Raw genomic sequence first — 25,955 nt, 5'->3', positions numbered from 1 at the left:
TATAGCATGCTGGACATGCGACCAGTATCTGACGAGGATTTGACCGCGCGCGCCCGCATCCGGGACGCGGCGATGGCCCTGTTCGCCGAGCAGGGGGTCAAGGCCACCACGGTCCGCGGGATCGCCGAACGGGCCGGCGTCTCGTCCGGCCTGGTGCAGCACCACTTCGGCACCAAGGAGCAACTGCGGCAGTCCTGCGACGAGTACGTCCTGAGCTACATACGCGAGCAGGTCAAAGCGGGCACCACCGACCACAACATGGAGAAGCCGGAGTTCATCGAGACCGTCCAGCGCACCGCGCCGCCGCTGATGAAGTACCTCGGCCGGGCGCTGGTGGACGGCTCACCCGGAGCCGCCGCCATGTTCGACGAGCTCGTGAACGTGACGGAGGAGAGCCTGACCCGCGAGGACTCCCCCGAGACCGACCACCGCGCCCGCGCGGCCGTGCTGACGGCGATGAACCTGGGCATCACCGTCCTGCACGAGCACGTCTCCCGTGCGCTCGGCACGGACCTCTACTCGCCGCCCGGCGCGCTGCGCACCGGCAGGGCCAAGCTCGACGTGATCAGGCCGGAGTTCGTCGGCCGCGAGCTGATCGAGCAGGCACGGACGGGCCTCGCGAAGATGGAGGCGCAGCAGTGACCGCCGCGGTGCGCGCGGACGGCCTGGTCAAGACGTTCGGCCAGGCCAGGGCCCTGGATGGGCTCGACCTCACCGTCAAGACGGGCGAGGTGCACGGCTTCCTCGGCCCCAACGGCGCGGGCAAGACCACCACGATCCGGGTCCTGCTCGGCCAGATGCGCGCCGACGGCGGCCGGGTCGAGCTGCTCGGCGGCGACCCCTGGCGGGACGCCACGCAGCTGCACCGCAGGCTCGCGTACGTGCCCGGCGACGTCACGCTGTGGCCGTCGCTGACCGGCGGCGAGGTCATCGACCTGCTGGGCAGGGTGCGCGGCGGCCTCGACCCAGAACGGCGCGCCGACCTGCTCGAACGCTTCGAGCTGGACGCGCGCAAGAAGTGCCGCACCTACTCCAAGGGCAACCGGCAGAAGGTGGCGCTGGTGGCCGCGCTCGCCTCCGACGTGGAGCTGCTGGTGCTGGACGAGCCCACCTCGGGCCTGGACCCGCTGATGGAGACGGTCTTCAACGAGTGCGTACGGCAGGAGAAGCGCAACGGCCGTACCGTGCTCCTTTCCAGCCACATCCTGTCCGAGGTGGAGACGTTGTGCGACCGCGTGAGCATCATCCGCGCCGGCCGGACCGTCGAAACCGGCAGCCTGGCCGACCTGCGCCACCTCACCCGCACCTCGGTGACGGCCGAGCTGGTCGCGCCCGCGCCCGGCCTGGCCGCGCTGCCCGGCGTGCACGACCTCACCGTGGACGGCGCCCGGCTGCGCTGCCAGGTGGACGGCGACGCGCTCACGCCGGTGCTGGCCGAGCTGGCCAGGGCAGGCGTACGCGCGCTGACCACGCAGCCACCGACGCTGGAGGAGCTGTTCCTGCGCCACTACGAGAAGGCCGCGCGATGACCGGTACCTGGACCCTCGTCCGGCTCATCCTGCGCCGGGATCGCGTACTGCTGCCGGTGTGGATCCTCATCAGCGCCGTGATGCCGGCGAGCATCGCCTCCTCCACCACCGCCCTCTACGCCGACCAGGCCGGCCGCGACGCGTTCGCGGCGGCCTCGATGAGCAACCCCGCCCAGCTGGCCATGCGCGGCGTCATCTACGACGCGGGCGTCGGCGGCCTGACCGCCTGGACGCTCGGCTCGTCCATGACCCTGATCGGCGGGCTGATCAGCATCCTGCTGCTGATCAGGCACACCAGGGCGGAGGAGGAGACCGGCCGGCGGGAGCTGCTGTCCTCGGGCGTCGTCGGCCGCCACGCCCCGCTGGCCGCCGCCCTCGCGGTCGTGCTCGCCGCCAACCTGCTGCCGGGCCTGCTGTCGGTGCCCGCGCTGGCCGGCAACGGCCTGCCCGCGGGGTCGTCGCTGCTGTTCGGGCTCTCCACCGCCGCGGGCGGCTGCGCGTTCGCGGCCGTCGCCGCCGTCACCGCGCAGCTCACCGCCGCATCCGGTACGGCGCGCGGCATCGCGATCGCCGTCGCCGGCCTGCTGTTCGCGCTGCGTGCGCTGGCCGACGCCGGCGGCATCGGCTGGCTGTCGTGGCTGTCGCCGTTCGGCTGGGTCCGGCGGCGCTGGTGACGGCGCTGCTCGGGCTGACCGTGCTGGCGGCGGGCCTGGCTGCGGCCGGGCTTGCGTTCCTGCGCCGCCGCGACCTGGCACCCTCCGCGTGAGGCCGCGCGACGTCCGTCATGTGGGGGCCTGGGTGAAGCTCGCGCGGTAGGCCGTGGGGGTGAGGCCGATGCGGGCGGCGAGGTGTTTGCGGAGGGAGTCGGCGCTGCCCAGGCCGCTCTTCTCCGCCACCTGGTCCATGGGGAGTTCGGTGGTCTCCAGGAGTTCCCTGGCCCGGTCGACGCGCCGGTGCAGCAGCCACTGGAGGGGGCTCATCCCGGTTTCGGCGTGGAAGCGCCTGGTCAGGGTTCGTACGCTGGTGTTGGCGTGACCTGCCAGGTCGGCCAGGGTGAGCGGGCGGTCGAGGTGCTCCAGCGCCCAGGCCCGGGTGGGGGCGAGTGAGGTGCCGCGTTCTGGCGGCAGCGGGGTCTCGATGAACTGGGCCTGGCCGCCCGGCCGTACGGGAGGGACGACCGCGAGCCGCGCGGCCGCGTTGGCCACCGCCGCGCCGTAGTCGAGCCTGACCAGGTGCAGGCACAGGTCGATGGCGGCCGCGGCGCCCGCCGAGGTGAAGACGCCGCCGTCCTCGACGAAGAGGACGTCGGGCCGGACGTCGACCGAAGGGAAGCGGGTGGCGAGGTCGCCGGCCAGCCCCCAGTGGGTGGTGGCGCGGCGGCCGTCCAGCAGGCCGGCCTGGGCCAGCACGAACGCGCCCGTACACAGGGAGGCGATCCGGGAGCCGCCGGCCGCGGCCTTCCGCAGGGCGTCGAGGACCTCCGTGGGAGCCGGCTCGCCGCCGCTGCCGACGGCGATCAGCGTGTCGGCGTCCGCCATCGCGTCCAGGCCGTCCGTGACCACGATCTCAGGGCCGCCCACGGTCGGCACCGGGCCGGGCCTGGCCGTGCAAACGCGCACGTCATAGTGGGGAACGCTGTTGAACACCATCAGCGGGATCGAGATGTCGAAGCTCAGCACGGGGGGCACGACGACTGCGGCGATGCGGTGCATGGCCAGATCCTCCGGATAGTTGGCATTCCGGCCACTATGCCATGAGGCCGCCGGTCGGCACCGTGGTCAGCATGAAATCTCATGTGATCGTGGGTCGCGGGGCCACCGCGTCGAGGACCGCTCTGCTGCTGGCCGAGGACGGCGAGCGGGTACGAATGATCAGCCGCACCGGCGGCGGGCCCGACCACCCGCTCGTCGACAGGGTCGCCGCGGACGCGACCGACGCCGATCGGCTCACCGAGCTGACCGAGGGCGCGGACACGCTGTTCAACACCGCCGCGCCGCCGTACCACACCTGGCCGGAGCAGTTCCCGATCCTGTCGGCGTCGTTGCTCAGCGCGGTGCGGCGGGCCGGGGCCGCGTACGTGATGCTCGGCAACATCTACGGCTACGGGCCGGTGGACGGGCCGATCACGCCCGGCCTCCCGCTGGCCGCCACCGGGCCCAAGGGGCGGGCCAGGGCGCGGGTCTGGGAGGAGGCCGCCGCCTCAGGGGTGAAGGTCACCGAGGTGCGGGCAAGCCAGTTCTACGGCGCCGGCGCCTACTCGGTGTTCACGCTCGCGGCGCAGCGGCAGGTGCTGGAGGGCAGGCTCGCCCTGGTGCCGCAGGAGCTCGACGTGCCGCACAGCTACTCGGCGATCGGTGATACGGCACGCACGCTGGTGGCCGCGAGCCGGGAGGAGCAGGCGTACGGCAGGGCCTGGCACGCTCCCACCTCGACCCTGTCGGTGCGCGAACTGGCCCAGCGGCTCGCGGCAGTCGCGGGAGCGCCGGAACCGCGAATGGAACAGCTGACCGATCGCGACCTGACCCTGCTCGCCTTCACCGCACCGTTCTGGGCGGAACTGCACGAAGTGCTCATCAAGCCCGGCCAGCCGCTCGTCGTCGACTACGCCGAGACCGAGAAGATCCTCGGCGTGGGCGCCACCCCGGTCGACGACGTGCTTCATGAGGTCATCTCATAGTGATGGAGCAAGGCCGGCTCGCCGGCGGCGTTGAGCCACTCGGCTCGGCTGCTGCCGACCCTGCGCCAGCCGGACCGCTCGTAGAGCGCGATGGCCGCCGCCCCTTCTGAGGAGACCTCCAGCTTGAGCGGAGTGTGTACGGCGGCCCGTACGGCATCGAGCAGCAGGCGGGCCAGCCGGCGCCCACGGGCGGCCGGTGCGACGAACAGGCGGGTGATCTCCGCGTCCGAGGTCAGACCCACATGCCCGAGCACGGCTCCCCCTTCGGCCGCTATCCACGCCATGGCCAGATCGTCCGGCGTCAGCCAGCCGCCGGGGTCGTCCGGCCAGTTCACGGGATAGCGGTCGGCGGCGTGGACCGTGGCGAGGGCCTCGACGCAGGCGTCCAGGTCCTCGGGGGTTCTGTGGCGGATTCTCACCCGGGCAAGCCTACGAGCCTCCGGGATCGTCGATTACCGGCCAGAGCCGTACCATCCGCCGCCCGGTCGCGAACACCTGGTGGAGCGCTGGTAGACCTGCCATCAGGGCCCACGCTCGCTACCCGCGACCGGGCGACTTCTTACGGGGTGCGGACGATACGCGGCACGGCGGCTCCACGAGGGTCCGGCGGTGTCAGGCTTCGGGACATGAGCAGACGCGTCATCGCGACCCTCGGCCGGTCGCTGTCCGGCAGGTTCACCAGCCGGCTGCGGTCCGAGCGGGTGGCGGCCAAGCTGGGGATCTGGCTGGGGATCAGCTTCACCGTCGCCTTCGCGACCGGCCTGTTCAGCCACTTCACCCAGCACCCGCCCGCCTGGCTGATGTGGCCGTCACGGCCGGTCAACCTCTACCGGGTCACTCAGGGGCTGCACGTCATCGGCGGCATCGCCACCGTTCCCCTGCTGCTGGCGAAGTTGTGGGCGGTATACCCCAAGTTGTGGCAGTGGCCGCCGCTACGCTCCGCGGGACATGCCGTCGAGCGGCTGTTCGTGCTGCTCCTCGTGGCAGGCTCGCTGTTCCAGCTCGTCACTGGGCTGATGAACATCGCCTACACGTACCTGTGGCCGTTCGGCTTCATCCAGGCGCACTACTGGACCGCCTTCATCGCGTACGGCGCCCTCGTCATCCACGTCGTCAACGAATGGGCCAAGGTCCGGCAGCACCTGTGGACCCGTGTGGAGGACGCGGATCGGCGCCGCTTCCTCCACACGGTCGCTGCTGCCTCGGGTCTGGCGGCTCTGGTCACCGCCGGTGAGGCGGTCACGCCGCTGGAGCGGCTGGCCGTCCTGGCGCCGCGCGATCCGGACGTCGGGCCGCAGGGTGTGCCGGTCAACCGGTCGGCGGTCGCCGCCGGGGTGACCACGGTGATCCGCGACCCGGCGTACCGGCTGGTCGTGACGGGAGCCGTGCGGACGGAGCTGTCGCTGAGCTACGCCGAGCTCACCCGGCTGCCGCAGCACACGGTCAGGTTGCCGATCTCGTGCGTGGAGGGCTGGAGCGTGGAGTGCGAGTGGTCGGGGGTACGCCTGCGCGACCTGGTCGGCCAGGCCGGCGGCGGGCCGGACGCGTTCCTGACCGTCGAGTCCCTCGAACGGCCCGGCTACTACGCCACCAGCGAGGTACGCCCCCCGCACTGGAACGATCCCCTGACCCTCCTCGCCCTCAAACTCAACGGCCGGCCACTCGACCCGGACCACGGCTACCCCGTGCGGCTGATCGCACCCAACCGGCCGGGTGTCATGCAGACCAAGTGGGTCGCCAGGGTGCGGGTCGCATGAGGTGGCTCGGCTACGTCATGGGCGGCGCGCTCGTGGCGCTCGGCTTCACGGGGCTGGTGCTGGACAGCGATCCGGCCGGCTGGGCGTGGTGGTTCGCCGGTGTCCTGGTGGCACACGACGCGATCCTGGTGCCGGCGGTGCTGCTGGCCGGGCTGGTGGCGAGCCGCATGGGCACCGCGGCGCGGGCGGCGATGATCGTGGGGAGCACGGTGACGCTCGCGACCCTGCCGACGGTGCTGGCGCTGGGCAGGCGGGCCGACAACCCGTCGATCCTGCCACTCGACTATGGCCGCAACCTGTTGCTCTTCCTGGCCGCGATCGGGCTCGCCACCCTCGTGTCCCGGTGGGCGGGCAACCGGCCGCACCGAAGGTCTCCAGAGCGCGGGATCGATCGCGACTCCGGCCGCCGGCCTGCCGAGTGATGCCCGAAGCGGACAGACACCGTCGAGGCCCACGCCACCCCAGTCCACCCGCCATCCGCCGGCGGGCGCTGGTCAGCGCTCGGGCAACCCACCGTTCGCCCACTCGGACGCGTGGTCCTGGACGAACTCGTCGAAGGGGCGGGGCGGCCGGCCGGTCAGGTCCAGCACCGCGGTGCTCACCAGATCTTCCCGGCCGGCCCTGAGGCCGGCGTCCACGGCGGCGAGGGAGGCGGCAAACTCGGCCGGCATGCCCGCGGCCCGGTAGCCGCCCGCCAGCTCGTCGGCTTCGATGTGCAGCACCCGGATCGGCCGACCGGCGTGGGCGGTGATGATCGCCGCCGCGTCCTGGTAGCTCAACGCCTTCGGCCCGGTGAGCAGGTAGTCGCGCTGGTCGCCGGGCTCGACGCCGGGGTCGATCAGCAGGACGGAGGCGGCGGCCGCGATATCCCGCGTGTCGATCCAGCCCAGCCGGCCGGCACCGGCGGCGGTGCGGATCTCGCCATGCCGCCGGATCCGCTCACCCAGCGGGTGTGGGCGAAGGAAGTTCTGCATGAACCCGGACGGGCGCAGCACGACCCACCCGGGCCGGGCCCGAACCCGCGCGGCCAGTTCCAGCGCGCCGGGGGCGTTCGGCAGCACGACGGCGGAGCCGAGGAGCACCACCCGGCGCACGCCGAGCCGCATCCGTCCCCGCAGGTGCTGGCCGCGCTGGGTACGGCGCTGCGGCTCACCGCCGCGGAGCGCGAGCACCTGGCGCGGCTGGCCGGGCAGGCCCCGCCCGCCAAGGAAGCCGATCGGGCGCCGGTGCCCGCCTTCGCCCGCCAGTTGCTGGACCGGCTCGGACCGATACCCGCCTACCTGGCCGACGAGCGACAGGACATCGTGGCCTGGAACGGCGCGGCAGCCGAATTGATCACCGACTTCGGGCTGCTGCCCATCGAGGAGCGCAACACCGTGCGGCTGTCCATCCGGCTGAGCGGCACCCTCTGCTCGGCACCGGCCGGCGCGTTGCTTAGCAGGGTCTCATCATGCCGCCAGTCGCAGGGCGGCGAAGTGTGACGTCCGCGTTGGTGCGAGCGGGGTACCTGTCAGCCACGCGTCGATCCGCGTGAGGGAACCCGCGTCACGAACCGTCGCGCAGGTATAGCTGGCTGTACCCAAGAACTCCAGCGCACGGGATCGTTCGAGGGTGGGCCCCGACGACATGCTTTTACATGTCCGCAGCGGACACCCACCCCGAAAATGCAGGAGCGGTTCCCATGTCGCGTCTCCCTTCCTCCTCCACGACCCCCCGGCGCATGCGCGTGCTGGCCGCGGCGGCGCTGACAGCGATGACGGCGATGAGCGTGGCCGCCGCCCCTGCCGCCGCAGCGAGCGGCCTCGACCGCACCGCGAAGGCCACCCAGCACGACCCCGCCGACGAACTGCGGGCCGAACTCGACGAGATGCGCGACGAAGTCAAAGACGCCAAGCGCAACCGCAGCAACACACCCGTGCAGAAGCAGCTGGACAACCTGGTCAAGAAGCACAAGTTCCCGGCGGCGCTGGCCACCGTCCAAGGCAGCGACGGCAAGACCCGCTACTACACCGCCGGTGTCGGAGACCTCAAGACCAAAGCCGAGGTGCCGGTCGACGGACAGGTCCGCATCGCCAGCAACACCAAGACTTTCACCGCCGTCACCGTCCTCCAGCTCATCGGCGAGGGCAAGGTCAAGCTGGACGAGCCGATCGAGACCTACCTGCCGAAACTGATCCGCGGCAAGTCCGGCGACGGCCGCAAGATCACCGTACGGCAGCTCCTCCAGCACACCAGCGGCCTGCCCAACTACACCCGCTGGATGCCCAACGTCTTCGACGTCCGCAACAGGTACCGCTCCCCGCAGGACCTGCTGAAGATCGCCTTCGCCCACAAGGCGTCGTTCGCGCCGGGCAAGAAGTGGGAGTACAGCAACACCGGTTACATCGTGCTCGGCCTGCTCATCGAGAAGGTCACCGGCCAGCCGGTGGGCGACGCCATCACCGACCGGATCATCAAGCCAACCGGCCTGCGCCACACGTACTGGCCCGGCAAGGGCGTCAAGACGATCCGCGAGCGCCACCCCAAGGGCTACGGCTCCAGGAAGCCCGGCGGCAAGCTCATCGACATCACCAACCTGGACCCGTCGTGGGGAGGGGCGGCCGGCCAGCTCATCGCCACCCCCAGCGACCTCAACCGCTTCTGGCTCGCCCTTATGGACGGCAAGCTGCTCAAGCCGGCGCAGCTCTCGGCCATGAAGAAGACCATGAAGGCGCCCGGCTTCCCGGCCGGCTGGGAGTACGGGCTCGGCCTGATGAAGATGCCACTGACCTGCGGCGGCGTGTCGTGGGGCCACGGCGGCGACATCGACGGCTACGAGACCCGCGGTGGCGTGACCGACGACGGCCGGGTCGCCACCGTCGCCGTCACGGCGCTGCCCGCCACCGAACCCGCCGCGATGAGCGTCATCAAGGCCGCCGACACCGCCCTGTGCGCCAAGCGATAACCACAAACCACATCCGACCGAGCTCCGGGAGCGCACGCGCCCGGGGCTCGGATCTGTTGTCGGGCAGTTCCTGAGCACGGCTTGCCGCGTGGAGATTTTCGAGCCTGTCAACCGTTGGGCAACACCTCCAGCTTGAGCGGAGTGCGTACGGCGGCCCGCACGGCGTCGAGCAGCCGACCGGCCAGCCCGCGCCCACGGGCGACCGGTGAGACGAACAGGCGGGTGATCTCCGTGGTCAGACTCGCCTCGGCCGCTATCCACGCCATGGCCGGATCGTCCGGCGTCGGCCAGGCGCCGGGGTCGTCCGGCCAGTTCGCGGGATAACGGTCGGCGGCGTGGACCGTGGCGAGGGCCTCGACACAGGCGTCCAGGTCCTCGGGGGCTCTGCGGCGGATTCTCACCCGGGCAAGGTTACGAGCCGCCGGAGCCGCGGCCTCCCTGGACATGGCACGGTCAACGGAATGCGGCCAGCGCGACCGGCTGCCACTTCCGCCACGTGGCAAGCCGTTCCTCGTACTCGGCCGCGACCGGCTCGAACGACTTGCCGAAGAAGATCCGGGCCGGCGGGTCGGCGGTGTCGGCCAGTTCCAGGATCGGCCCGCGCGTCGCCTTGGGGTCGCCCAGATCCCACTCGATCTCGGTGGCCGCGCGGACCTTCGCGTAGTCCGGGTGCTCGGCACTGGTGCGGACGCTGGCGCTGCCGAAGTCGGTCGAGTAGGGGCCGGGCTCCAGGCAGATCACGTCGATGCCGAAGTGCGTGACCTCCTTGCGGAGCGACTCCGACAGCCCCTCCACCGCCCACTTCGACGCGTGGTAGCCGCCGATGCCGGGGTATGCCCGGACGCCGCCCTCGCTGGTGACCTGGATGATCCGGCCGTGACCCTGCGCGCGCAGCACGGGCAGGACCGCCTGCGTCACCCACAGCGTGCCGAAGAAGTTGGTTTCCATCTCGGCGCGGATCTCGGTCTCGGTCAACTCCTCGACCATGCCGAAGTGTCCGTAGCCCGCGTTGTTGACCACCACGTCCAGTGCGCCGAAGTGCTCGGCCGCCTGCCGCACGGCGGCGAACACGGCCTCGCGGTCGGTGATGTCGAGCCGCAGAGGAAGCACGGCGTCGCCGTACTTCTCGGCGAGGGGACGCAGGTGGTCGAGGTCTCGTGCGGTGGCGGCGACCCGGTCGCCCCGCTCGAGGGCGGCCTCCGCCCACTCGCGGCCGAATCCCTTCGACGTGCCGGTGATGAACCACGTCTTGGACAACGTCCTCACCTCTCCTAAGTCAATACCTTTCGTCATAACAGTAGCATAGACTGCATTTATTTCATGCGTGGTATCGTTGCCGCATGGAAGGCCGGCGAGAACGGAAGAAGCGGCAGACCCGCGAACGGATCCAGACCTCGGCACTGGAGCTGTTCACGTCGCACGGCTACCGCAACACGACCATCGCGGCGATCGCCGAACACGCGGACGTCGCGACGCGGACCGTCACGCTGCACTTCCCCACCAAGGAAGACCTGCTGTTCGCCGACGACCCGTTCGCCGTTGAGTCACTGGCCGCCCGCCTCGACGCCCGGCCGGGCACCGCCCTCGATGCCTTCGCCGAGTGGATGCGCGACACGATGCACGCCCTCGACGAACGCGACGCCGACCAGGGCGGCAGGCCGGGCGAGACCTGGTCCCTCCGCGTCAAACGCGCCACCCTGATAGCCGAGGACGAGGACCTCCGCGGCCGCGCCCGCGCCGGCTACTACGAGCTGGAACGCCTGATCGCCGCCGCCATCGGCAAGGACGTGGGCCTGCCGCCCGAGGCGCTGGCTCCGCGCCTGACCGCGTACACCGTGGTGGGCGGTCTGCGCGAGCTGTACATGACTCACGAGGTCCGCCACCGCGACACCGCTAGCGAGGAGCTCCTTCCCCTGGTCGACCGCGTGCTCGACTTCGCCCGCGCGGGCCTGGCCAAGCTTGTCGCGCCGCGGCGGGATCCACACAACGCCAGCTAGCGTGCCCGCTCCAGCGCTCGTCGAGCCCTGGGGACCTCAGCTCGGGAAGCCGGGGGACAACCATGACCGCGCCGACGATCACGGCGGCGATCTCGGGCGCGAGAAGTATCCACTGCCTGGTGGTGGTGGCGTCGCCGGCGATCATTTCGATGATGCGTACGGTGGCGAGCCCGCGTTCCGCGCATCGGGCCGCAGAGGGGTCAGGATTCGGCTCTGGTCGTCCACAGCGCGGAGACGGGCAGGCAGGTGAGGCCCTCGCCGAAGCTCAGCGACTCGGGGCCGCAGTAGAGCACGAACCCGGCCCGCATACGGTCCCCGAGACGCCTCTGAAGGAGCCTCAGCCCGCGGAAGTCATCAGGACGGACGGTTTCCGCGGCCTTGACCTCGATGCCGATGATCTCGCCCGCGTTGTTCTCCAGGACCGCGTCCACCTCGTATTGATCGCGGTCTCGGTAGTGATAGATGCGGGCCGAGGTCGTGGCCCAGGTCAGCTGCTTGGCGATCTCGCTGAGCACGAAGTTCTCCAGCAGGCCGCCGACCAGGCTGTCGCTGTTGTTCCCGCTGGTAAGGTACGCGGCCAGCCCGGAGTCGACGAAGATGACCTTGGGGGTCGCCACGGCACGTGTCGTGGCGTTCGACGACCACGCGGGGATGAGCTTGACCAGGAAAATCGTCTCGAGGATCTCGATGTAGCCGCGTACGGTCGAGGCCGGAAGCGCGAGTTCGCCGGCGAGACGGCTCACGTTGAGCAGGCCTCCGATCTGCGCGGCGAGCAAGGAGATGAGCCTGCGCATGTCGGCCGCGCGCTCGATGTCGGCGACCTGTTTCACGTCGCGGGCGATCAAATCCCCGATGTAGCCCTCGAAGAAGCGCTCGCGCCTGCGAGGGTTGGTCCGCTTGACCGCCTCTGGATAGCCGCCCCGAGCGGCCAGTGCCACATAGTTCCTACGCCTCAGCCCGAGCGCTTCCGCGCGGAGATCCGCGCCCACGCGGAACGCCGCATCGACGAATCCGTCCTCGTGGCCCTCGATCTCGCCCTGGGAGAGCGGCCACAGTTCGATGGTCTCGGACCTGCCCGGCAACGCATCGGGGAGACTGCGCAGGGCGAGCAGTCGCGCGGAACCGGTGAGCAGGAAGCGGCCAGGGCGCGGATCGCGGTCGACAACGTTCTTGATCGCCAGCCAGAGATCAGGAACGCGCTGGACCTCATCGATGAGCATGAGGCCCTCGTGATCGACGAAGCGGATCGGATCCTCCTGCGCTGCCGCCCGTGTGAGGGGGTCGTCGAGGAAGCGCGCGACTCCGTTGGGGGCTTGGCGCAACACCCTCTCGGCAAGGGTGCTCTTGCCCACCTGGCGCGCACCGTTGATGACGACGACCCGCGTGTCCTCAAGCGCCTCGTAGACCAGCGAAGCCGCACGTCGGGAGAGGTATTTGATGGCTTCCCGCACGACGTCATCCTAGCGCACGCCGTCGATCTGCCGATAGGTTGCCCGTGAATCTGCCGAACGGTTGCCCGTGAATCTGCCGAACGGTTGCCCGTGAATCTGCCGAACGGTTGCCCGTGAATCTGCCGAAGCTCTACCCGTCGATCTGCCGAACTTTGACGCTGGGTTCCTACCAGTGGCCCCAGTGCGGCTGTCCGCGTACGGCGCCGCCGGGGAATTCGGCGGTCCCACCTCACAGTGAGGAAACTCGCGTTCTGCACCCAGCCGTACGGCCCAAGCGCGAAACCGCTCACCGTATGACGAAGCGGTTCATAGCCCGCCGGATGCACCGCGCTCGTCACCAGGAACACGGCGACGAACAGCGCCGGCCCGGCCACCCCGCACGCCAGTAACGCCTGCTCCAGCCGTGATGACTGCTCTGATACGGCTTTCTCAGCGTGCATGGCTCAGCTCCGTCCACTCACCGGTCGGGGTCCCTCCTCCAAAGTCTCCCGCCGAGCGGATGATGACGGCACCACGAAAGCGAACGTGGATCGCCTGGTGGCGGTCATGACGACCCCTGCCGCAGACCGGTGATGTAGAGATGCACGTTCGCCGGGCACCTCGATCGGTCCTGTGCGGTCGAACGGGACGCCGCTCCACCGCCGCCACGCGTAAGCGCCGACGACCAAGGGGCAGCCGATGGAAAGCCGCAGAGGGGGCGGCGCGGTTCAGCGGCGGCGGCAGATCATCATCTCGGTGGTGGGGCTCTCGCGGAGCCAGCGGACGAGTCGGCGTTCCAGCGGGAACAGCAGCGCCCCGGCCACGCCGCCGGTCTGCTCGGTCAGGGTGACGGCGCGCAGGAGGCCGCCCCAGAGCTTGCGCCACACCGGGTTCGCATCGACCTGGGCGTTCATGAGCACGAGCATAGGGACACGTCGCATCACCTCGAACCCGGCCTCCTCCAGGGCCGCGGCGATCCAGGGGAGCGTGTGGTTGGCCTGGTGGTCGCCGCGCTGCTCGGGCCGGTGCAGGAAGTTCTCCGACAGTACGAAGTAACCGCCCGGCTTCAGCGCCTGCTGGATGGAGCGCAAGGCGGCCTTGTAGCGCGTGTCGTCGGTGATGTGGAAGAGCATGTCCATGGCCGAGACCGCCTCGAACGACTCCGGCTCCAGGACCTCCCCGGGCTCGGCGATGTCGAGGCGGTGGAAGGTCACGCTGGGGAAGCGCTCACGGAGCCGGTCCACGGCCGCCTGCGTGAGGTCGCAGCCGACGACGGAGTTGATGCCGCGCAGCTGCCAGTGGCGGACGTAGAAGCCGGTGCCGGAGCCGACGTCGAGGACGCGTGCGGTGGCCGGGTCCAGCGCGAGCGTGGCGGCCTCGCGGTTGAAGACCTCGGATCGCACGCGGTACATCCACAGGTTGAAGGCCCGTCCCAGCGTCTTGTATCCGACCCCGCTCACGGTCCAGTCGTCACGCAGGCGGTCTTCCCAGAAACCTTGAGTTCGGCTCCGGTCTTTCATCAAAACAGCCTGACAACGCAACCCCCTCGTCGTCAAACGATTCCGGGGAAGGCCGTGGCCCGACACGGCAAGCCGGCAAGCCCCCACAGCGGCGCGACCTCCTGATTGAGGATCTCAGGCACAGGGTGTTTGAGTTTGATGCGTCGCGCGCACGCCGAACTCAAAAATTCTTGAAGGAACCAGGTCACTCCCACTCGATGGTGCCGGGAGGCTTGCTCGTCACGTCGAGCACGACGCGGTTGATCTCGCGGACCTCGTTGGTGATCCGGGTGGAGATGCGCGACAGCACGTCGAACGGCACCCGCGCCCAGTCGGCCGTCATCGCGTCCTCGGACGTCACCGGCCGCAGCACCACCGGATGACCGTACGTCCGCCCGTCGCCCTGCACTCCCACCGACCGCACGTCGGCCAGCAGCACCACCGGGCACTGCCAGATCTGCCGGTCGAGGCCGGCCCTGGACAGCTCCTCGCGGGCGATCGCGTCGGCCTCCCGCAGGATGGCCAGGCGCTCGCGGGTGACCTCGCCGACGATGCGGATGCCGAGGCCGGGACCGGGGAACGGCTGCCGCCACACCATGGCGGACGGCAGGCCGAGCTCCTCGCCCGCGCGCCGCACCTCGTCCTTGAAGAGCGTGCGCAGCGGCTCCACCAGCGTGAACCGCAGGTCCTCCGGCAGGCCGCCGACGTTGTGGTGTGACTTGATGTTGGCGGTGCCTGTGCCGCCGCCGGACTCGACCACGTCGGGGTAGAGAGTGCCCTGGACCAGGAACTCCACCGGGCCGTCGGCCAGGATGGCGCGCTGCTCGTCCTCGAAGACACGGATGAACTCGCGCCCGATGATCTTGCGCTTCTCCTCCGGGTCGGTGACGCCGTCGAGGGCCTTGATGAACCGCTCGGCGGCATCGACCACGCGCAGCTTCACACCCGTGGCGGCCACGAAGTCGCGCTCGACCTGCTCGGCCTCGCCCTTGCGCAGCAGGCCATGATCGACGAACACGCAGGTCAGCCGGTCGCCGATGGCACGCTGGACGAGAGCGGCGGCCACCGCGGAGTCGACGCCGCCGGACAGCGCGCAGATGGCGCGGCCGTCGCCGACCTGGCGACGCACGGCCGCGACGGATTCGTCGACGATGTTGAGCATGGTCCACGAGGGGCGGCAGCCGGCCGCGTCGAGGAAGTGCTTGAGCACCATCTGGCCGTGCTCGGAGTGGAGCACCTCGGGGTGGAACTGCACGCCGTAGAGGCCGCGCTCGACGTGCTCGAAGGCGGCGACCGGGGTCTCGCGGGTCGAGGCGGTCACCGCGAAGCCGGCCGGGGCGGCCGAGACGCTGTCGCCGTGGGACATCCAGACGGTCTGGCTGGCCGGCAGGCCGGCGAAGATGACGCCCTCGTCGAGCACCTCCAGCGGGGTGCCGCCGTATTCGGCGATGCCCGTGCGGGCCACCTCGCCGCCCAGCGCCTGCGCCATGGCCTGGAAGCCGTAGCAGATGCCGAACGTGGGCACACCCGTCGTGAACAACCCGTGCGGCACCGGCGGCGCGCCCTCGGCGTAGACGGAGGAGGGGCCGCCGGACAGGATGATCGCCTTGGGCTGCTTCGCCATCATCTCCTCGACCGGCATGGACGAGGGGACGATCTCGGAGTAGACGTGGCACTCGCGCACCCGCCTGGCGATGAGCTGCGCGTACTGCGCGCCGAAGTCGACCACCAGAACCGTGTCGAATTCAGACACCGTGAGAACCCCCAAAAGGCGAGATGCGGTAATCACAGTCTATCGGCCTTGTGCATTACACCTGGCCTGGCAGCGGCACTCGTGCTACCACATAACGATGGATCTTGTCTGGCCGGCGGCCGCATGAGCTGTGTGGGTCGCCGCGCTGGCCACCGCGTTCAAACTGTCCGGCCGTGAGCGTTCGCCGGCGGCGCCCGCGCATCCGGCACCGGCGCCCGTCGTGGAGCTCTTACGCGGGATGCGGGTGGAGGAGGTGTTCCATGCCACGCTGTTCGACCTGGCTCGGCGCGACTGGCTGACGATCGACGGCGACCGCGTCTCGCCGGCCGCGCCCCGCGCTGAGCCGCTCCTGCCGTACGAGCGCTGGGTCCTCGACCGGGTGGCCGCCCGGCTGGCGGGCGCGCCGCGCGCGCCGGTGATCGCGCTCATGCCAGAAGGCTCCGAGCTGGACAGGAGCTTCATCCCCCTTGTCCGGCTGTGCGCCATCGACCTGGGCCTGGCGCGGTGGCGCTGGCCCACCATGATCGTGCCGGTGCTCCTGGTCGCCGCGCTCGTCGTCCCCTGGTTCCTCACCGTCAAAGAGGCCGGCGTGTCGTGGCCGGGGACGTTCGGGACGATGGCGGCGTTCCTGGCGGGGGTGGGACTGCTCAGGTACGGACGTGGCTTCGTGCCGACCGCGCCAGGCCGGGAGCTGGCCGGGCCCGGCCCCGTGCCGGCCGATCCGGGGCGAGAGTGGATCTTCACGGGCAGCGGCTGGCACGGTGTGCAGATCGAGCGCGCGCCACGCGTCACGCACGGACCCAGACGCCAGGAGGTCGCCGGTCACGTCGTCAAACGGTGGATCTCCCGCGACGAGGAGGGGACGCGGATCTGGCTGCTCGCCCTTCACGACGGCGGCTCCGGGCCGGCCACGGCTTACCTGATCAAGCAGGGCGTCTACCAGGACATACTCCCTGGCGACACCGTCCGGCTGCTGGTGGACGTGCGGCGCGGCGCGGTCGTACGGGTGCTCGCCCGCGAACGTCACTGGTGAGGCGGCAGGTTTCCGGTCAGCAGGGTCTCGGTACGCAGGCGCAGCCGGGCGGCGTACTGAGGATCGGTCAGCACCAGGAACCGTTCGTCGCGGATGGCCGCCACCGCCAGGTCGGCGACCTCGGCGGGCTCGATGCCGTCCGCGACCGACCTTCCGACCGCCTCCAGCGCGTCCACCTCGTCCTGCGTCGGCGTGGTGACCAGGCTGGGCGGGCGCAACCGGGACGAGTCACCGATGCGGGTCCTGACCGGGCCAGGGCAGAGCGCGGTCACCCGCAGCTTCGACCCGGCGGCGGCCAGGTCGTGGGCGAGCGCCTGGGAGGCGGCCAGCGCGGCGTGCTTGGTGACCGCGTAGCCGCCCGCTCCCGGCGGGGCGAACAGCCCGTCCATGGACACCGTGTTGACGACGTGGCCCTCGCCGTCCTGCTCGATCATGCGTGGCACGAACTCGTGGATGCCGTGCAGGACGCCCCACAGGTTCACGCCGAGCAGCCAGGCGAAGTCCTCCTCGGTACGGGTCCACATGTGGCCGCCCTGGAAGACGCCCGCGTTGTTGCAGAGCACGTGCACGGCGCCCAACTCGCCGAAGCAGCGGTTGGCCAGGTGGGCGACGGCCGAGGCGTCGGACACGTCGGTGATCTGCGTGAGCACCTTGGTCTCCCGCGCCAGCGCCGCCGTCTCCGCCAGCCCGCCGTGGTCGACGTCGGCCAGCATCAAGGTCATGCCCTCGGCCGCGAACCGCAGGGCCAGGGCGCGGCCGATGCCGCTGGCCGCACCCGTCACGACGGCGATCTTGCCGGAGAGCTCGCGCACAACCACAACCTCCCTGGCCCCCGACGCTACATGATCCACCCCACCCAGACCCAGCGACGCCGTTCATGGGGCGCCAGGCGCGTTACTTGACGTTGCCGAGCAGGCCCAGGGGTGGGGCGCCGAGATCGAGCAGCGCCTTGTGGAAGCGCTGCAGGGTGAAGGCCGCGCCCCATTCCTGGCGGAGCCGCTCACGCAGGTCCAGGATGAGCAGCTTGCCCCAGGTGTAGCGCCCGTACGTGGGGTCGAACGACGCCCGCCGAGCCTCGGACAACGCCGCGGGACCCGCCAGATGCGTGTCGGACTCGAAGCGCCTGGCACCGTCCTCCACGGTCATCTGCCCGGTATGTACGCCGATCGCGCAGGCCAGCCGCGTGACCCTGATCAACGCCTCAACCCACACGCCGATCTCAAAGCGCGGGTCGCCGGCCTCGAAGCCCTCCTCGACGCAGAGCTCCTCGGCGTAGTGGGCCCACCCCTCCACGAACGCCATGGACTGCAGCAGCCGCCGCACCTCCGACGGCGCCCGCCGCATGGCCCTGGCGTGCGAGAAGTGCCCAGGCGCGACCTCGTGTACGTTGATCGCCGGCAGCGTCGTACGGCTGAAGACCTCCAGCCACTCCTCCTGGTCCCGCTCCGGCCAGGACGAGTCCGGCGGCGTGATGTAGTACCACGACGGTCCCTCGGGCTCGCCCGGCGAGTTCCACGCCATCATGGCCATCGCCCAGCGGCGCGACTCCGGAGCCAGCCCGACCAGGCATTCCCCGTCGTGGTAGGGCACGAGGTCCTTCTCGCGGGTGAACGCGATGGCCTTCTCGGTGCCGACCCTGGCCGCCTCGATCACCCCGTCGGCGTCCGGATGATCCTTGACCAGCTCCCGTACGACGTCCAGGGGCGCCCGCCCCTTCTCCCCCAGTTTGTCGCACGACTCCGCGAGCAGCGCCAGGAGCCGGTCGCGCTCGGCGTCGGCCCGCTCGGCCAGGCTGCCCAGGTCCACCGGCAGCCCCTCGGACGTGCCCATCAGCCTGGCCAGCGCGTCGCCGCCGAGCGAGGGGTCGGGGTCGCCCTCCGCCGCGGCGCGTTCGAGGTGGGCGACGAGCCGGCCGTGTGCCTCCAGCGCCGTCGCGTCCGTGACCCCGGCCGACAATCCCTTCGCCGCGCCGAGCAGCGACGTCGCGACGGGCGCGGCGACCTGGTCGAGCGAGTCGAGCGCGCAGCGTACGGCGTCCGGCCAGAGCATGAGGTGGGCCGCCCTGGCCGCGGCGCGCTCCGCCTCGGGGCCGTAGTCGCGGTCGTAGCAGGCGAGGTCGAGGTTCGAGAGGTGGAGCAGCGGGTTCTTCCTGTGCAGTGCCAGCTCGCCGAGCTGGAAACGCAGGCTCTCCTCGAACACCCTCAGGTGCTCGGCGTCGTGCGGATCGGCCGGCGCGGGTCCCTCGCCGAGCCGGGCCAGCCCGGTACGCACTCCTTCTGGCGACAGGTCCTGGATGCGGCCGTCGTATTCGTGCCTGCCGCCGCCCTCGCGCGCCTCGGCCACGGTCAGGTCGGTGATGGCCCGCAGCCTGGGGTCAAGTTCCGTCATTCCGCCGACGGTAGCGCAGGTCTTCGCCCAGGTTAATGGCGCGCGTACAGGTGGGGCGGAATGTGACAATGTGCCGCATGGCCCTCCGGATCACGACGCTCGCGGAGCGTCCCGACTTCGCGGCGACGTTGTTCGACATGGACACCACGTGGCCGGAGTTCGCGCTGAACGACCCGATCGCCGATCTTTTCTACCCGTTCGCCACCACGACCCACTCCGAGCACGTGCTGGTGGCCGACGACGACGCGGAGCCCGGCCGGCTGGTGGCGCGGGGCTGCATGATCCCCTTCCTCGTGAGCGGGGCGGAGCTGCCCGACGACGGCTGGGACGGCGTGGTGCGGCGGGGCTGGCTGACCCGCGAGCGCGGCCGGCGCCCCGGCTGCGTCTCGGCGCTGGAGATCACCGTACGCCGCGACCTGCAGGGCAAAGGGCTGTCCGCGCTGATGCTGGCCGCGATGCGCGACCACGCCGCCCGCCTCGGATACGCCGAGCTCGTGGCCCCGGTCAGACCCAACCTCAAACACCTCGAACCACACACCCCCATGAGCGAGTACGCCTTCAGGACCCGCCCCGACGGCCTGCCCCACGACGCCTGGCTGCGCGTGCACGTGCGAGCGGGCGGCAAGATCGTCAAGGTGGCGCCGCGCTCGATGGTGATCGCCGGGACGCTTGAGGAGTGGCAGCGGTGGAGCGGCGTCCCGTTCGACCGCACAGGACCGATCGAGGTACCCGGCGCACTCACCCCCGTGCACTGCGACCTGACCCACAACAACGCCGTCTACGTGGAACCCAACGTCTGGATCACCCACCCCCTAACCTGACCCAAAACCATCACTGCAGCCCCAGCGCGCCGCCACAGCACCGCACGCCCGCACGCCCGCACGCCTGCGCGCCGCCGCACGCCGCGTCTACACGTGAGACGCCGCCGCGGCGCTTATACGCCGGTGCGCCGCCGTAGCTCGCCTGTGTAGCGCTCGGCATCGAGGCCTCTTTCTGCGGCCCACTCGTCATGGTGGATGGTGGCCAGATGTCGCTCGGCCGCGTCGCCGAGCAGTGAGACCACCAGGCCGCTCTCACCCCTGGCACGCATGCGCTCGACCAGCTCCAGGGCCGCCCAGAGCGCGGTGCCCGACGAACCGCCCACCGGCCGCCCGGTGACCTCCCTGAGGTGCCTGGCCGCCGCCACACTGGCCGCGTCGGGTACGGGGATGACGAGGTCGACGAGGTCGGGCCGGAACCCGGGCTCCATCCTGGGCCGCCCGATGCCCTCGATCCTGGATGGCATCCCGGTCGCGTAGTCGGGCACGTCGAGCGTCCATCCCGGGAAATATGCCGAATTTTCGGGGTCTGCCACCGCGACCCGGCACGACACCCCATGCGTGGGGATCCCAGGCGGTGGGCTCGTCAGTCGGGTCATCGGCTGGATCGGCCGGGTCGTCGGCCGGGTCGTCGGTTGGGGCGGTTGAGTCGTCGGCCGGGTCGTCGGTTGGGGCGGTTGGGACGGCGATTGGGGCGTCGATCGGCTCGGTGATTGGGACGGCGATTGGGGCGGCGATTGGGGCGGGCGGCTCGCGCCGAGGGTGGCCGAGGTGGCGCCCGTGCCCGCGCCCGTCACCACCCAGTCGGGCTGGACCTGCGCGAACAGCTCCTCAGCCAGGTCGTGCCGCGCCGCCCGCCCGAACTGGTCCAGGAAGTGGCCCTCGATCGCGCGCGCCGCATCGTAGATCGCCAGTGGCGGCGTCACGAACCGGCACTCGCCGCCCAGCGCCTCCACCGCCCGCGCCCGCGCCTCACTTCGCCGGCCCGGCATGACCACGATGTACGGCAGGCCGAGCCGCCGGGCGAACCACGCCTGCGCCACGGCCGCGTTGCCGCCCGTCGCCTCCACGACCGTCGTGCCCTCGGTGACCAGCCCGTCGAGGATGGCCTGGCGGAACAGCGCCCTGGCGTGCCGGTGTCGCAGACTCCCGGTCGGCTGCGCGGACTCGTCCTTCACCAGCAGCCTGATCCCGGGAGCCGCCACCGGAAAGTCGATCAGCGGCGTCGGCTCACCCGCCGCCAGCACATCAAGGGCTCGCGCGTTCCAGCTCACCCCTCCACCCTGTCAGGCCCCACGACGCCACGCCGCCCCCGTTCGCCCGAAGCGCACGCCCGAACGGGCCCCGATCAAGCCGCGCCCATCCACCCGAGCCCAGGCTCCAACAGCATCCGTTCGGGCCGAGAGCGGCGCCACAAGACCGGATCAGGTCAGCCGGACCCGTTCGCCGGGGGCGAGGACGAGGGGCGTAACGAATCTCCTTGACTTCCTCCCCACGACTGAAGCCGGGGGATTCCAGCCCTCGCGGGCCTGGTTTCCTGCTTCGCCGCCGGCCGCCCGTCCAGCTCGCGCTGGGTGGGTCTTACGCCGGCTCCACAGGCGTTTCAGCTCTCCGCCAGCCCGGCGGCGAGAATGTTACGGGCCGCATTGGTGTCCCGGTCATGGGAGGCGCCGCAGGCGCACACCCACTCCCGGATGGTCAGCGGCATCGCGTCCTGGACGGTGCCGCAGGCCGAGCACAGCTTCGAGGAGGGAAACCAGCGGTCCACGGCGACGAGTGTCCGCCCGTACCAGCGGGCTTTGTACGCCAGCATCGTGCGCAGCTCCCGCCAGGAGGCGTCGGAGATCGCGCGGGCCAGACGGCGGTTCTTGATCATGTTGCGGATGGTCAGGTCCTCCACGGCGATCACTTGGTTCTCGCGAACAAGCCGGGTGGACAGTTTGTGCAGGAAGTCACGGCGGCGATCCACGATCCGCGCATGCACCTTCGCGACCTTCAGCCGGGCCCTGGCCCGGTTGCCCGACCCCGGCTGCTTGCGGGCCAGTGCCCGCTGCGCTCGGGCCAGCCTGTGCCGATCACGCCGCTCGTGCCGGGGGTTGGTGACCTTCTCGCCGGTGGACAGGGTCACCAGGGCGGTGACGCCCGCGTCCACCCCCACCATGGTCTCGGCGGGGTCGAGCGGGCGGATCTTCTCCTGCACGAGGAGGGAGACGAACCATCGTCCGGCCGCGTCCCGCGACACCGTGACCGTGGACGGCTGCGCGCCGTCCGGCAGGGGCCGCGACCACACGATCGCCAGCGGCGCGTCCATCTTGGCCAACGTCAACGCGCCGTCACGCCAGCGGAACCCGGAGCGGGTGTACTCGGCCGACGCCCGCGCCTTCTTGCGCGACTTGAACACCGGATACCGGGCCCGCTTGGCGAAGAAGTGCGCGAACCCCGCCTGCAGATGCCGCAGCGCCTGCTGCAACGGCACGCACGACACCTGCGCCAGGAAGGCGTACTCGCTGCTGCGTTTCAACGCCGTCAGCCACACCGACGACTCCCCATAAGAGACACCGCGGCCTTCCATCCGGTAGGCGCGGGTGCGTTCCTCCAGCGCTTGGTTGTAGACGAGGCGGACACAGCCGAACGTGCGCGACAGTTCTGCCGCCTGCTCGGGGGTGGGGTAGAAGCGGTACTTGTACGCCCGCTTCACGATCTGTGCCACGTCGAGCACTCTACGTGTCCGACCAAGGAATCGCATGCATGTTCCCATGCTGCGGCGTGTCGCGTTTCCTGCCCACGCCTGAAGGCGGCGGTATCCATGCTCAAGGAGAGGATGTAAGTCAAAGCCCCCTGCTCGTGACCGCTTGTTCCAACGCGATTCCGCATCATTACCCACTGGTAATTTTTACGGAACCCCGGCATGGGGACAGAATCCCTTCATGGCATCCTTCGCTCCGCTACGACCCGGAGATCCACAGCGCCTGGCCGGGCTGGATCTCCTCGGCAGGCTCGGCGAGGGCGGTCAGGGCGTGGTCTACCTCGCCGAAGACCCGTCGGGCACGCGCGTGGCGGTCAAGTGGCTGCGGCCCGACCTGTCGGGCGACCAGGTGAGCGTGGAGCGGTTCCTGCGCGAGGTCCAGGTGGCCCAGCAGGTGGCGGCGTTCTGTACCGCCGCGGTGCTCGGCACCGGGATCGAGCAGGACCGCCCCTACATCGTCAGCGAGTACATCGAAGGCCCCTCGTTACAGAAGGTCGTACAGGAGGAGGGCCCGCGTACGGGGTCCACCCTGCACCGGCTGGCCATCGGCACGGCCACCGCGCTGGCGGCCATCCACCAGGCGGGCATCGTGCACCGCGACTTCAAGCCGGCCAACGTGATCATCGGCGCCGACGGGCCGCGGGTGATCGACTTCGGCATCGCGCGGGCGCTGAACGCCACGTCGACGATCAGCAGCATGGTCGTGGGGACGCCCTCGTACATGCCGCCCGAGCAGGTCATGGGACACACGGTCGGGCCGGCCGCCGACATGTTCTCGTGGGCCAGCGCCATGGTCTTCGCCGCTTCCGGGCGGGCGCCGTTCGGCAGCGACACGATGCCCGCGGTGATCAACCGGGTTCTCAACCAGCATCCCGACCTGGGCATGCTGGACGGGACGCTGCGTGAGGTGGTCAACGCGTGCCTGTCCAAGGACCCGGCGCAGCGGCCCACCGCCGAGCAGGTGATCATGCGCCTGCTGCAGCACTCGACCCCCAACTCCGGCATGCTGGCGCAGGCCGCCGCGGAGGCGGCCCCCGCGCCGCCGTTCGCATCCCCCTCAGCCCCGCACTCGGGCCCGGTGCAGCACTCCGGCCCGGTGCAGCACTCAGGTCCGGTCCAGCACTCCGGGTACGTCCAGCCGCCGCCCCACCAGCAGTGGCCGCCGCCCGCGCCCTACCACCAGTCCACCCGCCCGAGCGGCCACGGCTCCTCAGGGAAGAGCAGGACCCCGCTGATCGTCGGCATCACGGTGTCGGTCGCGTTGCTGCTGCTGGCCGGCGTGGTCGTGATCATCCAGATCGACCGGGCATCCGTGGCCTCACCACCGGCCAGGTCCCCGTCGCCGACCGCCTCCCAGTCCCGGTCCCCGTCGCGGACCGTGGTGGCCGTACCGCGCACGGGCACCAAGAAGCGGCTCCCCGGGGCGACCACGATCTCGCTGTACGAGAACCCCGACGACGCGATCGTCCTGACCTCCTACGAGATCCTCGACGAGAAGGAGGACGACTGGATCGACTACGCCAGGGGAGCGCTGCGCGGCCCGTTCACGAAATATGCCGAGAACTGGGAGTCGATGGTCTCGCCCGACGGCCGCTATCTGGCGACCAGGGGCCGGAGCTACAGCTCGGACGACTTCGACTTCATCGTGATCAACGACCGGCAGTCCGGCGAGCGTACGACGATCAAGACCGTCAAGGAGCCGCTCATCAGCAGCATCAGGGCCTGGTCGAAGGACGGTTCGCGGATCCTGCTCAACATCGAGAAGAAGACCGGCGACGACGACTGGACCTACATGGGCTTCGTCCTCGTGGACGTGGCCGCGAAGGAGGCCACCACGGTGGAGGTCGATGACACCTCCGTACGCGAGACGGCCTACGGCTTCGACGGCGCCGACGAGGGCGTGGTCAACGTCTACGGCGACGAGAAGAACCTCGGTTTGCGCTTCTTCGACGCCCAGGGCAAGGTCACGCGATCGCTGCCGGGCATCGGCACGCTGTCGGCCGGCACCCAGGATATCTTCTCGCCCTCGGGCAAGAAGTTCGTCACGAACTGCCCCAACGGCGGTGACGGCGACCACTGCGTCTGGGACACGGCCACCGGCGACCGCCTGCGCAAGTTCACCTCCGACTGCAACAAGGTCCTCGGCTTCTACGACGAGACCCACCTCTACTGCTGGGAACAGGACAACAGCGACACCGTCGACGACGTCCAGGTGATCGACTTCAACGGCAGGATGCTCAGGAAACTGCTGGAAGTGCCCGACGACATCGACTTCAGCCCGGCCTTCACCATCGATCCGGACAGGGTCTCCTGAACCATCCGGCGCGCGCAGCCGTGAATGAGGTCATGAAGACGCTGATCCGTACGGCGGTGACCACCGCGGCGCTCGCGGCCGTCACCGCCGCCTGCACCTCTGGAGGGACCTCGTCGGAGGGATCGGCGCCGCCCCAGAGCCTCGGCGCGGTCCGCCTGGTCGCGTACAACGACTGTGACGACCTGCTGGCGGAGCTGCGCGAGCGGGCCGCGGAGAACGTCGGCCCGTGGGGCTTCGGCGGCGCCATGCCCATGATGATGGAGGACTCCGCCAGGGCGGAGGTGTCCCCGTCCCAGACCAAGCAGGCACCCGACCACTCCACGACGAACGTGCACGAGGCCGGCGTGGACGAGCCCGACCTGGTCAAGACCGACGGCAACCGCGTCATCACGGTCACGGACGGCACCCTGCGGATCATCGACACCGCCACCAGGAAGGTCACCGCCACGCTCGACCTGGCACAGGACGGCCGGCCCGCCGCGCCCGCCGACCTGCTGGTCTCCGGGGACCGCGCGCTGGTGCTGTTCCGGGGCGGCGACATCATGTACAAGGCCATCGGACCGATCGGCGACACCCGATACGTGCTGGTCGACCTCGCGGGCGAGCCGAAGATCATGGGCACGGTCAAGCCCCGGGGCACGTACGTCGACGCCAGGATGGTCGGCTCCACGATCAGGATCGTCACGCGCGACCAGCCGGAGATCATGCTCCCGCAGCCCAGGGACGGCGCCTCGGAGGCCGAGCGCCTGCGGACGAACCAGGAGGCGGTACGCCGGGCCCCCGTCGACGCCTGGCTGCCCGAGATCGAGATCACCGACGCGTCCGGCGCCGTCAGGAAGGACACGGTCGCCTGCGAGCGGGTCAGCCACCCCGCCGACTACACCGGCACCTCCCTGCTGACGGTGCACACCATCGACCTCGCGAAGGGCATCACGGCCGCGGGCACCGACCCCATCAGCCTGGCCGCCGACGGCGACATCGTGTACGGCACCGGCACCAGCCTGTACGTCGCCAGCAACCCGCGCTGGTGGCGGCCGATCCCGATGCCCGTCGAGACCCCGGCCCCAGCC

Annotated in this window: 25 protein-coding genes and 1 pseudogene; 14 read left to right on the top strand and 12 right to left on the bottom strand. The window is 70.5% G+C overall.

What is annotated here, in order from left to right; genetic code table 11:
- Positions 1-15 precede the first annotated feature (15 nt).
- Genes ITP53_RS22865 through ITP53_RS59380 form a run of 4 tightly spaced genes read left to right on the top strand, consistent with a single transcriptional unit; the run spans position 16 to position 2,295 of the window.
- On the top strand, positions 16-642 hold the full coding sequence (locus ITP53_RS22865) for a TetR/AcrR family transcriptional regulator (protein ID WP_195897464.1): 627 nt from the start codon (positions 16-18) through the stop codon (positions 640-642).
- Entirely contained in the window at positions 639-1,529 is an 891-nt protein-coding gene (locus tag ITP53_RS22860) for an ABC transporter ATP-binding protein (RefSeq protein WP_195897463.1), read from the top strand. Before ITP53_RS22865 ends, ITP53_RS22860 begins: the two co-directional genes overlap by 4 nt.
- Positions 1,526-2,203 carry a hypothetical protein gene (locus tag ITP53_RS22855; protein ID WP_195897462.1) on the top strand — a complete coding sequence of 226 codons (678 nt, stop codon included), beginning with the start codon at positions 1,526-1,528 and terminating at the stop codon, positions 2,201-2,203. Before ITP53_RS22860 ends, ITP53_RS22855 begins: the two co-directional genes overlap by 4 nt.
- A complete protein-coding gene (locus tag ITP53_RS59380) occupies positions 2,164-2,295 on the top strand; it encodes a hypothetical protein (protein WP_268961109.1) in 132 nt (43 codons plus the stop codon). Before ITP53_RS22855 ends, ITP53_RS59380 begins: the two co-directional genes overlap by 40 nt.
- Before the next feature lie 16 nt (positions 2,296-2,311).
- Here the strand turns inward: ITP53_RS59380 and ITP53_RS22850 are convergent, their stop codons facing one another.
- Positions 2,312-3,241: a GlxA family transcriptional regulator gene (locus ITP53_RS22850; RefSeq protein WP_195897461.1), complete on the bottom strand. Its 930-nt coding sequence runs from the start codon at positions 3,239-3,241 to the stop codon at positions 2,312-2,314.
- A 71-nt stretch (positions 3,242-3,312) separates the two neighbouring features.
- On the opposite strand from ITP53_RS22850, the gene ITP53_RS22845 reads away from it, so the two are divergent.
- Positions 3,313-4,206 carry an NAD-dependent epimerase/dehydratase family protein gene (locus ITP53_RS22845; RefSeq protein ID WP_207756305.1) on the top strand — a complete coding sequence of 298 codons (894 nt, stop codon included), beginning with the start codon at positions 3,313-3,315 and terminating at the stop codon, positions 4,204-4,206.
- Here the strand turns inward: ITP53_RS22845 and ITP53_RS22840 are convergent.
- Positions 4,188-4,625, bottom strand: coding sequence for a GNAT family N-acetyltransferase (locus tag ITP53_RS22840; protein WP_207756304.1), 438 nt, complete (start codon positions 4,623-4,625; stop codon positions 4,188-4,190). The genes ITP53_RS22845 and ITP53_RS22840 overlap by 19 nt on opposite strands.
- 207 nt (positions 4,626-4,832) lie before the next feature.
- Between ITP53_RS22840 and ITP53_RS22835 the strand changes: the two genes are divergently transcribed.
- Together ITP53_RS22835 and ITP53_RS22830 are read left to right on the top strand one after the other, a co-directional pair.
- A complete protein-coding gene (locus ITP53_RS22835; protein WP_195897460.1) occupies positions 4,833-5,963 on the top strand; it encodes a molybdopterin-dependent oxidoreductase in 1,131 nt (376 codons plus the stop codon).
- A complete protein-coding gene (locus tag ITP53_RS22830; protein ID WP_195897459.1) occupies positions 5,960-6,385 on the top strand; it encodes a hypothetical protein in 426 nt (141 codons plus the stop codon). The genes ITP53_RS22835 and ITP53_RS22830 overlap by 4 nt, the downstream gene beginning before the upstream one ends.
- A 72-nt stretch (positions 6,386-6,457) precedes the next feature.
- On the opposite strand, the gene ITP53_RS22825 is transcribed toward ITP53_RS22830, so the two are convergent.
- Positions 6,458-7,069: a Rossmann-fold NAD(P)-binding domain-containing protein gene (locus ITP53_RS22825; protein ID WP_236051093.1), complete on the bottom strand. Its 612-nt coding sequence runs from the start codon at positions 7,067-7,069 to the stop codon at positions 6,458-6,460.
- A 12-nt stretch (positions 7,070-7,081) separates the two neighbouring features.
- On the opposite strand from ITP53_RS22825, the gene ITP53_RS56165 reads away from it, so the two are divergent.
- A complete protein-coding gene (locus ITP53_RS56165) occupies positions 7,082-7,444 on the top strand; it encodes an MmyB family transcriptional regulator (RefSeq protein WP_328815426.1) in 363 nt (120 codons plus the stop codon).
- A 200-nt stretch (positions 7,445-7,644) separates the two neighbouring features.
- Positions 7,645-8,907: a serine hydrolase domain-containing protein gene (locus tag ITP53_RS22815; protein ID WP_207756303.1), complete on the top strand. Its 1,263-nt coding sequence runs from the start codon at positions 7,645-7,647 to the stop codon at positions 8,905-8,907.
- A gap of 107 nt (positions 8,908-9,014) precedes the next feature.
- Here the strand turns inward: ITP53_RS22815 and ITP53_RS22810 are convergent, their stop codons facing one another.
- Positions 9,015-9,308: a GNAT family N-acetyltransferase gene (locus ITP53_RS22810; protein ID WP_195897457.1), complete on the bottom strand. Its 294-nt coding sequence runs from the start codon at positions 9,306-9,308 to the stop codon at positions 9,015-9,017.
- A gap of 52 nt (positions 9,309-9,360) precedes the next feature.
- On the bottom strand, positions 9,361-10,173 hold the full coding sequence (locus tag ITP53_RS22805) for an SDR family NAD(P)-dependent oxidoreductase (RefSeq protein WP_407941286.1): 813 nt from the start codon (positions 10,171-10,173) through the stop codon (positions 9,361-9,363).
- Positions 10,174-10,247: 74 nt separating this feature from the next.
- Here ITP53_RS22805 and ITP53_RS22800 point away from each other — a divergent pair, with 74 nt between their 5' ends.
- Entirely contained in the window at positions 10,248-10,904 is a 657-nt protein-coding gene (locus tag ITP53_RS22800) for a TetR/AcrR family transcriptional regulator (RefSeq protein WP_195897455.1), read from the top strand.
- 200 nt (positions 10,905-11,104) lie between these two features.
- On the opposite strand, the gene ITP53_RS22795 is transcribed toward ITP53_RS22800, so the two are convergent.
- From ITP53_RS22795 to guaA, 3 genes are all read right to left on the bottom strand, one after another.
- Positions 11,105-12,355 (bottom strand): ATP-binding protein, encoded by a 1,251-nt coding sequence (locus ITP53_RS22795; protein WP_195897454.1) that lies wholly within the window; start codon positions 12,353-12,355, stop codon positions 11,105-11,107.
- A gap of 707 nt (positions 12,356-13,062) precedes the next feature.
- Positions 13,063-13,854: a class I SAM-dependent DNA methyltransferase gene (locus ITP53_RS22790; RefSeq protein WP_195897453.1), complete on the bottom strand. Its 792-nt coding sequence runs from the start codon at positions 13,852-13,854 to the stop codon at positions 13,063-13,065.
- Positions 13,855-14,038: 184 nt separating this feature from the next.
- Positions 14,039-15,586 (bottom strand): glutamine-hydrolyzing GMP synthase, encoded by a 1,548-nt coding sequence (gene guaA / locus ITP53_RS22785; RefSeq protein ID WP_195897452.1) that lies wholly within the window; start codon positions 15,584-15,586, stop codon positions 14,039-14,041.
- Between the two features lie 130 nt (positions 15,587-15,716).
- Here guaA and ITP53_RS22780 point away from each other — a divergent pair, with 130 nt between their 5' ends.
- Positions 15,717-16,619 carry a hypothetical protein gene (locus tag ITP53_RS22780; protein ID WP_195897451.1) on the top strand — a complete coding sequence of 301 codons (903 nt, stop codon included), beginning with the start codon at positions 15,717-15,719 and terminating at the stop codon, positions 16,617-16,619.
- On the opposite strand, the gene ITP53_RS22775 is transcribed toward ITP53_RS22780, so the two are convergent.
- Both ITP53_RS22775 and ITP53_RS22770 read right to left on the bottom strand, forming a co-directional pair.
- Positions 16,610-17,431 carry an SDR family NAD(P)-dependent oxidoreductase gene (locus ITP53_RS22775; protein ID WP_195897450.1) on the bottom strand — a complete coding sequence of 274 codons (822 nt, stop codon included), beginning with the start codon at positions 17,429-17,431 and terminating at the stop codon, positions 16,610-16,612. The genes ITP53_RS22780 and ITP53_RS22775 overlap by 10 nt on opposite strands.
- Before the next feature lie 82 nt (positions 17,432-17,513).
- Positions 17,514-19,007, bottom strand: a complete 1,494-nt coding sequence (locus ITP53_RS22770) for a DUF885 family protein (protein WP_195897449.1) — start codon at positions 19,005-19,007, stop codon at positions 17,514-17,516.
- A 77-nt stretch (positions 19,008-19,084) separates the two neighbouring features.
- On the opposite strand from ITP53_RS22770, the gene ITP53_RS22765 reads away from it, so the two are divergent.
- Positions 19,085-19,828, top strand: a complete 744-nt coding sequence (locus ITP53_RS22765; RefSeq protein WP_195897448.1) for a GNAT family N-acetyltransferase — start codon at positions 19,085-19,087, stop codon at positions 19,826-19,828.
- A gap of 113 nt (positions 19,829-19,941) precedes the next feature.
- Here ITP53_RS22765 and ITP53_RS57800 read toward each other — a convergent pair whose 3' ends face one another.
- Both ITP53_RS57800 and ITP53_RS22755 read right to left on the bottom strand, forming a co-directional pair.
- Positions 19,942-21,099 carry a PLP-dependent cysteine synthase family protein gene (locus tag ITP53_RS57800; RefSeq protein ID WP_328815420.1) on the bottom strand — a complete coding sequence of 386 codons (1,158 nt, stop codon included), beginning with the start codon at positions 21,097-21,099 and terminating at the stop codon, positions 19,942-19,944.
- Positions 21,100-21,359: 260 nt separating this feature from the next.
- Positions 21,360-22,535, bottom strand: a pseudogene (locus ITP53_RS22755) (RNA-guided endonuclease InsQ/TnpB family protein); the annotation flags it as partial.
- A gap of 217 nt (positions 22,536-22,752) precedes the next feature.
- Here ITP53_RS22755 and ITP53_RS22750 point away from each other — a divergent pair.
- On the top strand, positions 22,753-24,885 hold the full coding sequence (locus ITP53_RS22750) for a serine/threonine-protein kinase (RefSeq protein WP_195897446.1): 2,133 nt from the start codon (positions 22,753-22,755) through the stop codon (positions 24,883-24,885).
- 32 nt (positions 24,886-24,917) lie between these two features.
- A partial coding sequence (locus tag ITP53_RS22745) for a beta-propeller domain-containing protein (RefSeq protein WP_236051092.1) occupies positions 24,918-25,955 on the top strand: 1,038 nt, incomplete at its 3' end.

This window comes from Nonomuraea cypriaca, assembly GCF_015645445.1.
Lineage (GTDB): Bacteria > Actinomycetota > Actinomycetes > Streptosporangiales > Streptosporangiaceae > Nonomuraea > Nonomuraea cypriaca.
Note: the sequence above shows the minus strand (reverse complement) of the source record. Positions and strands in the feature narration are given on the sequence as shown.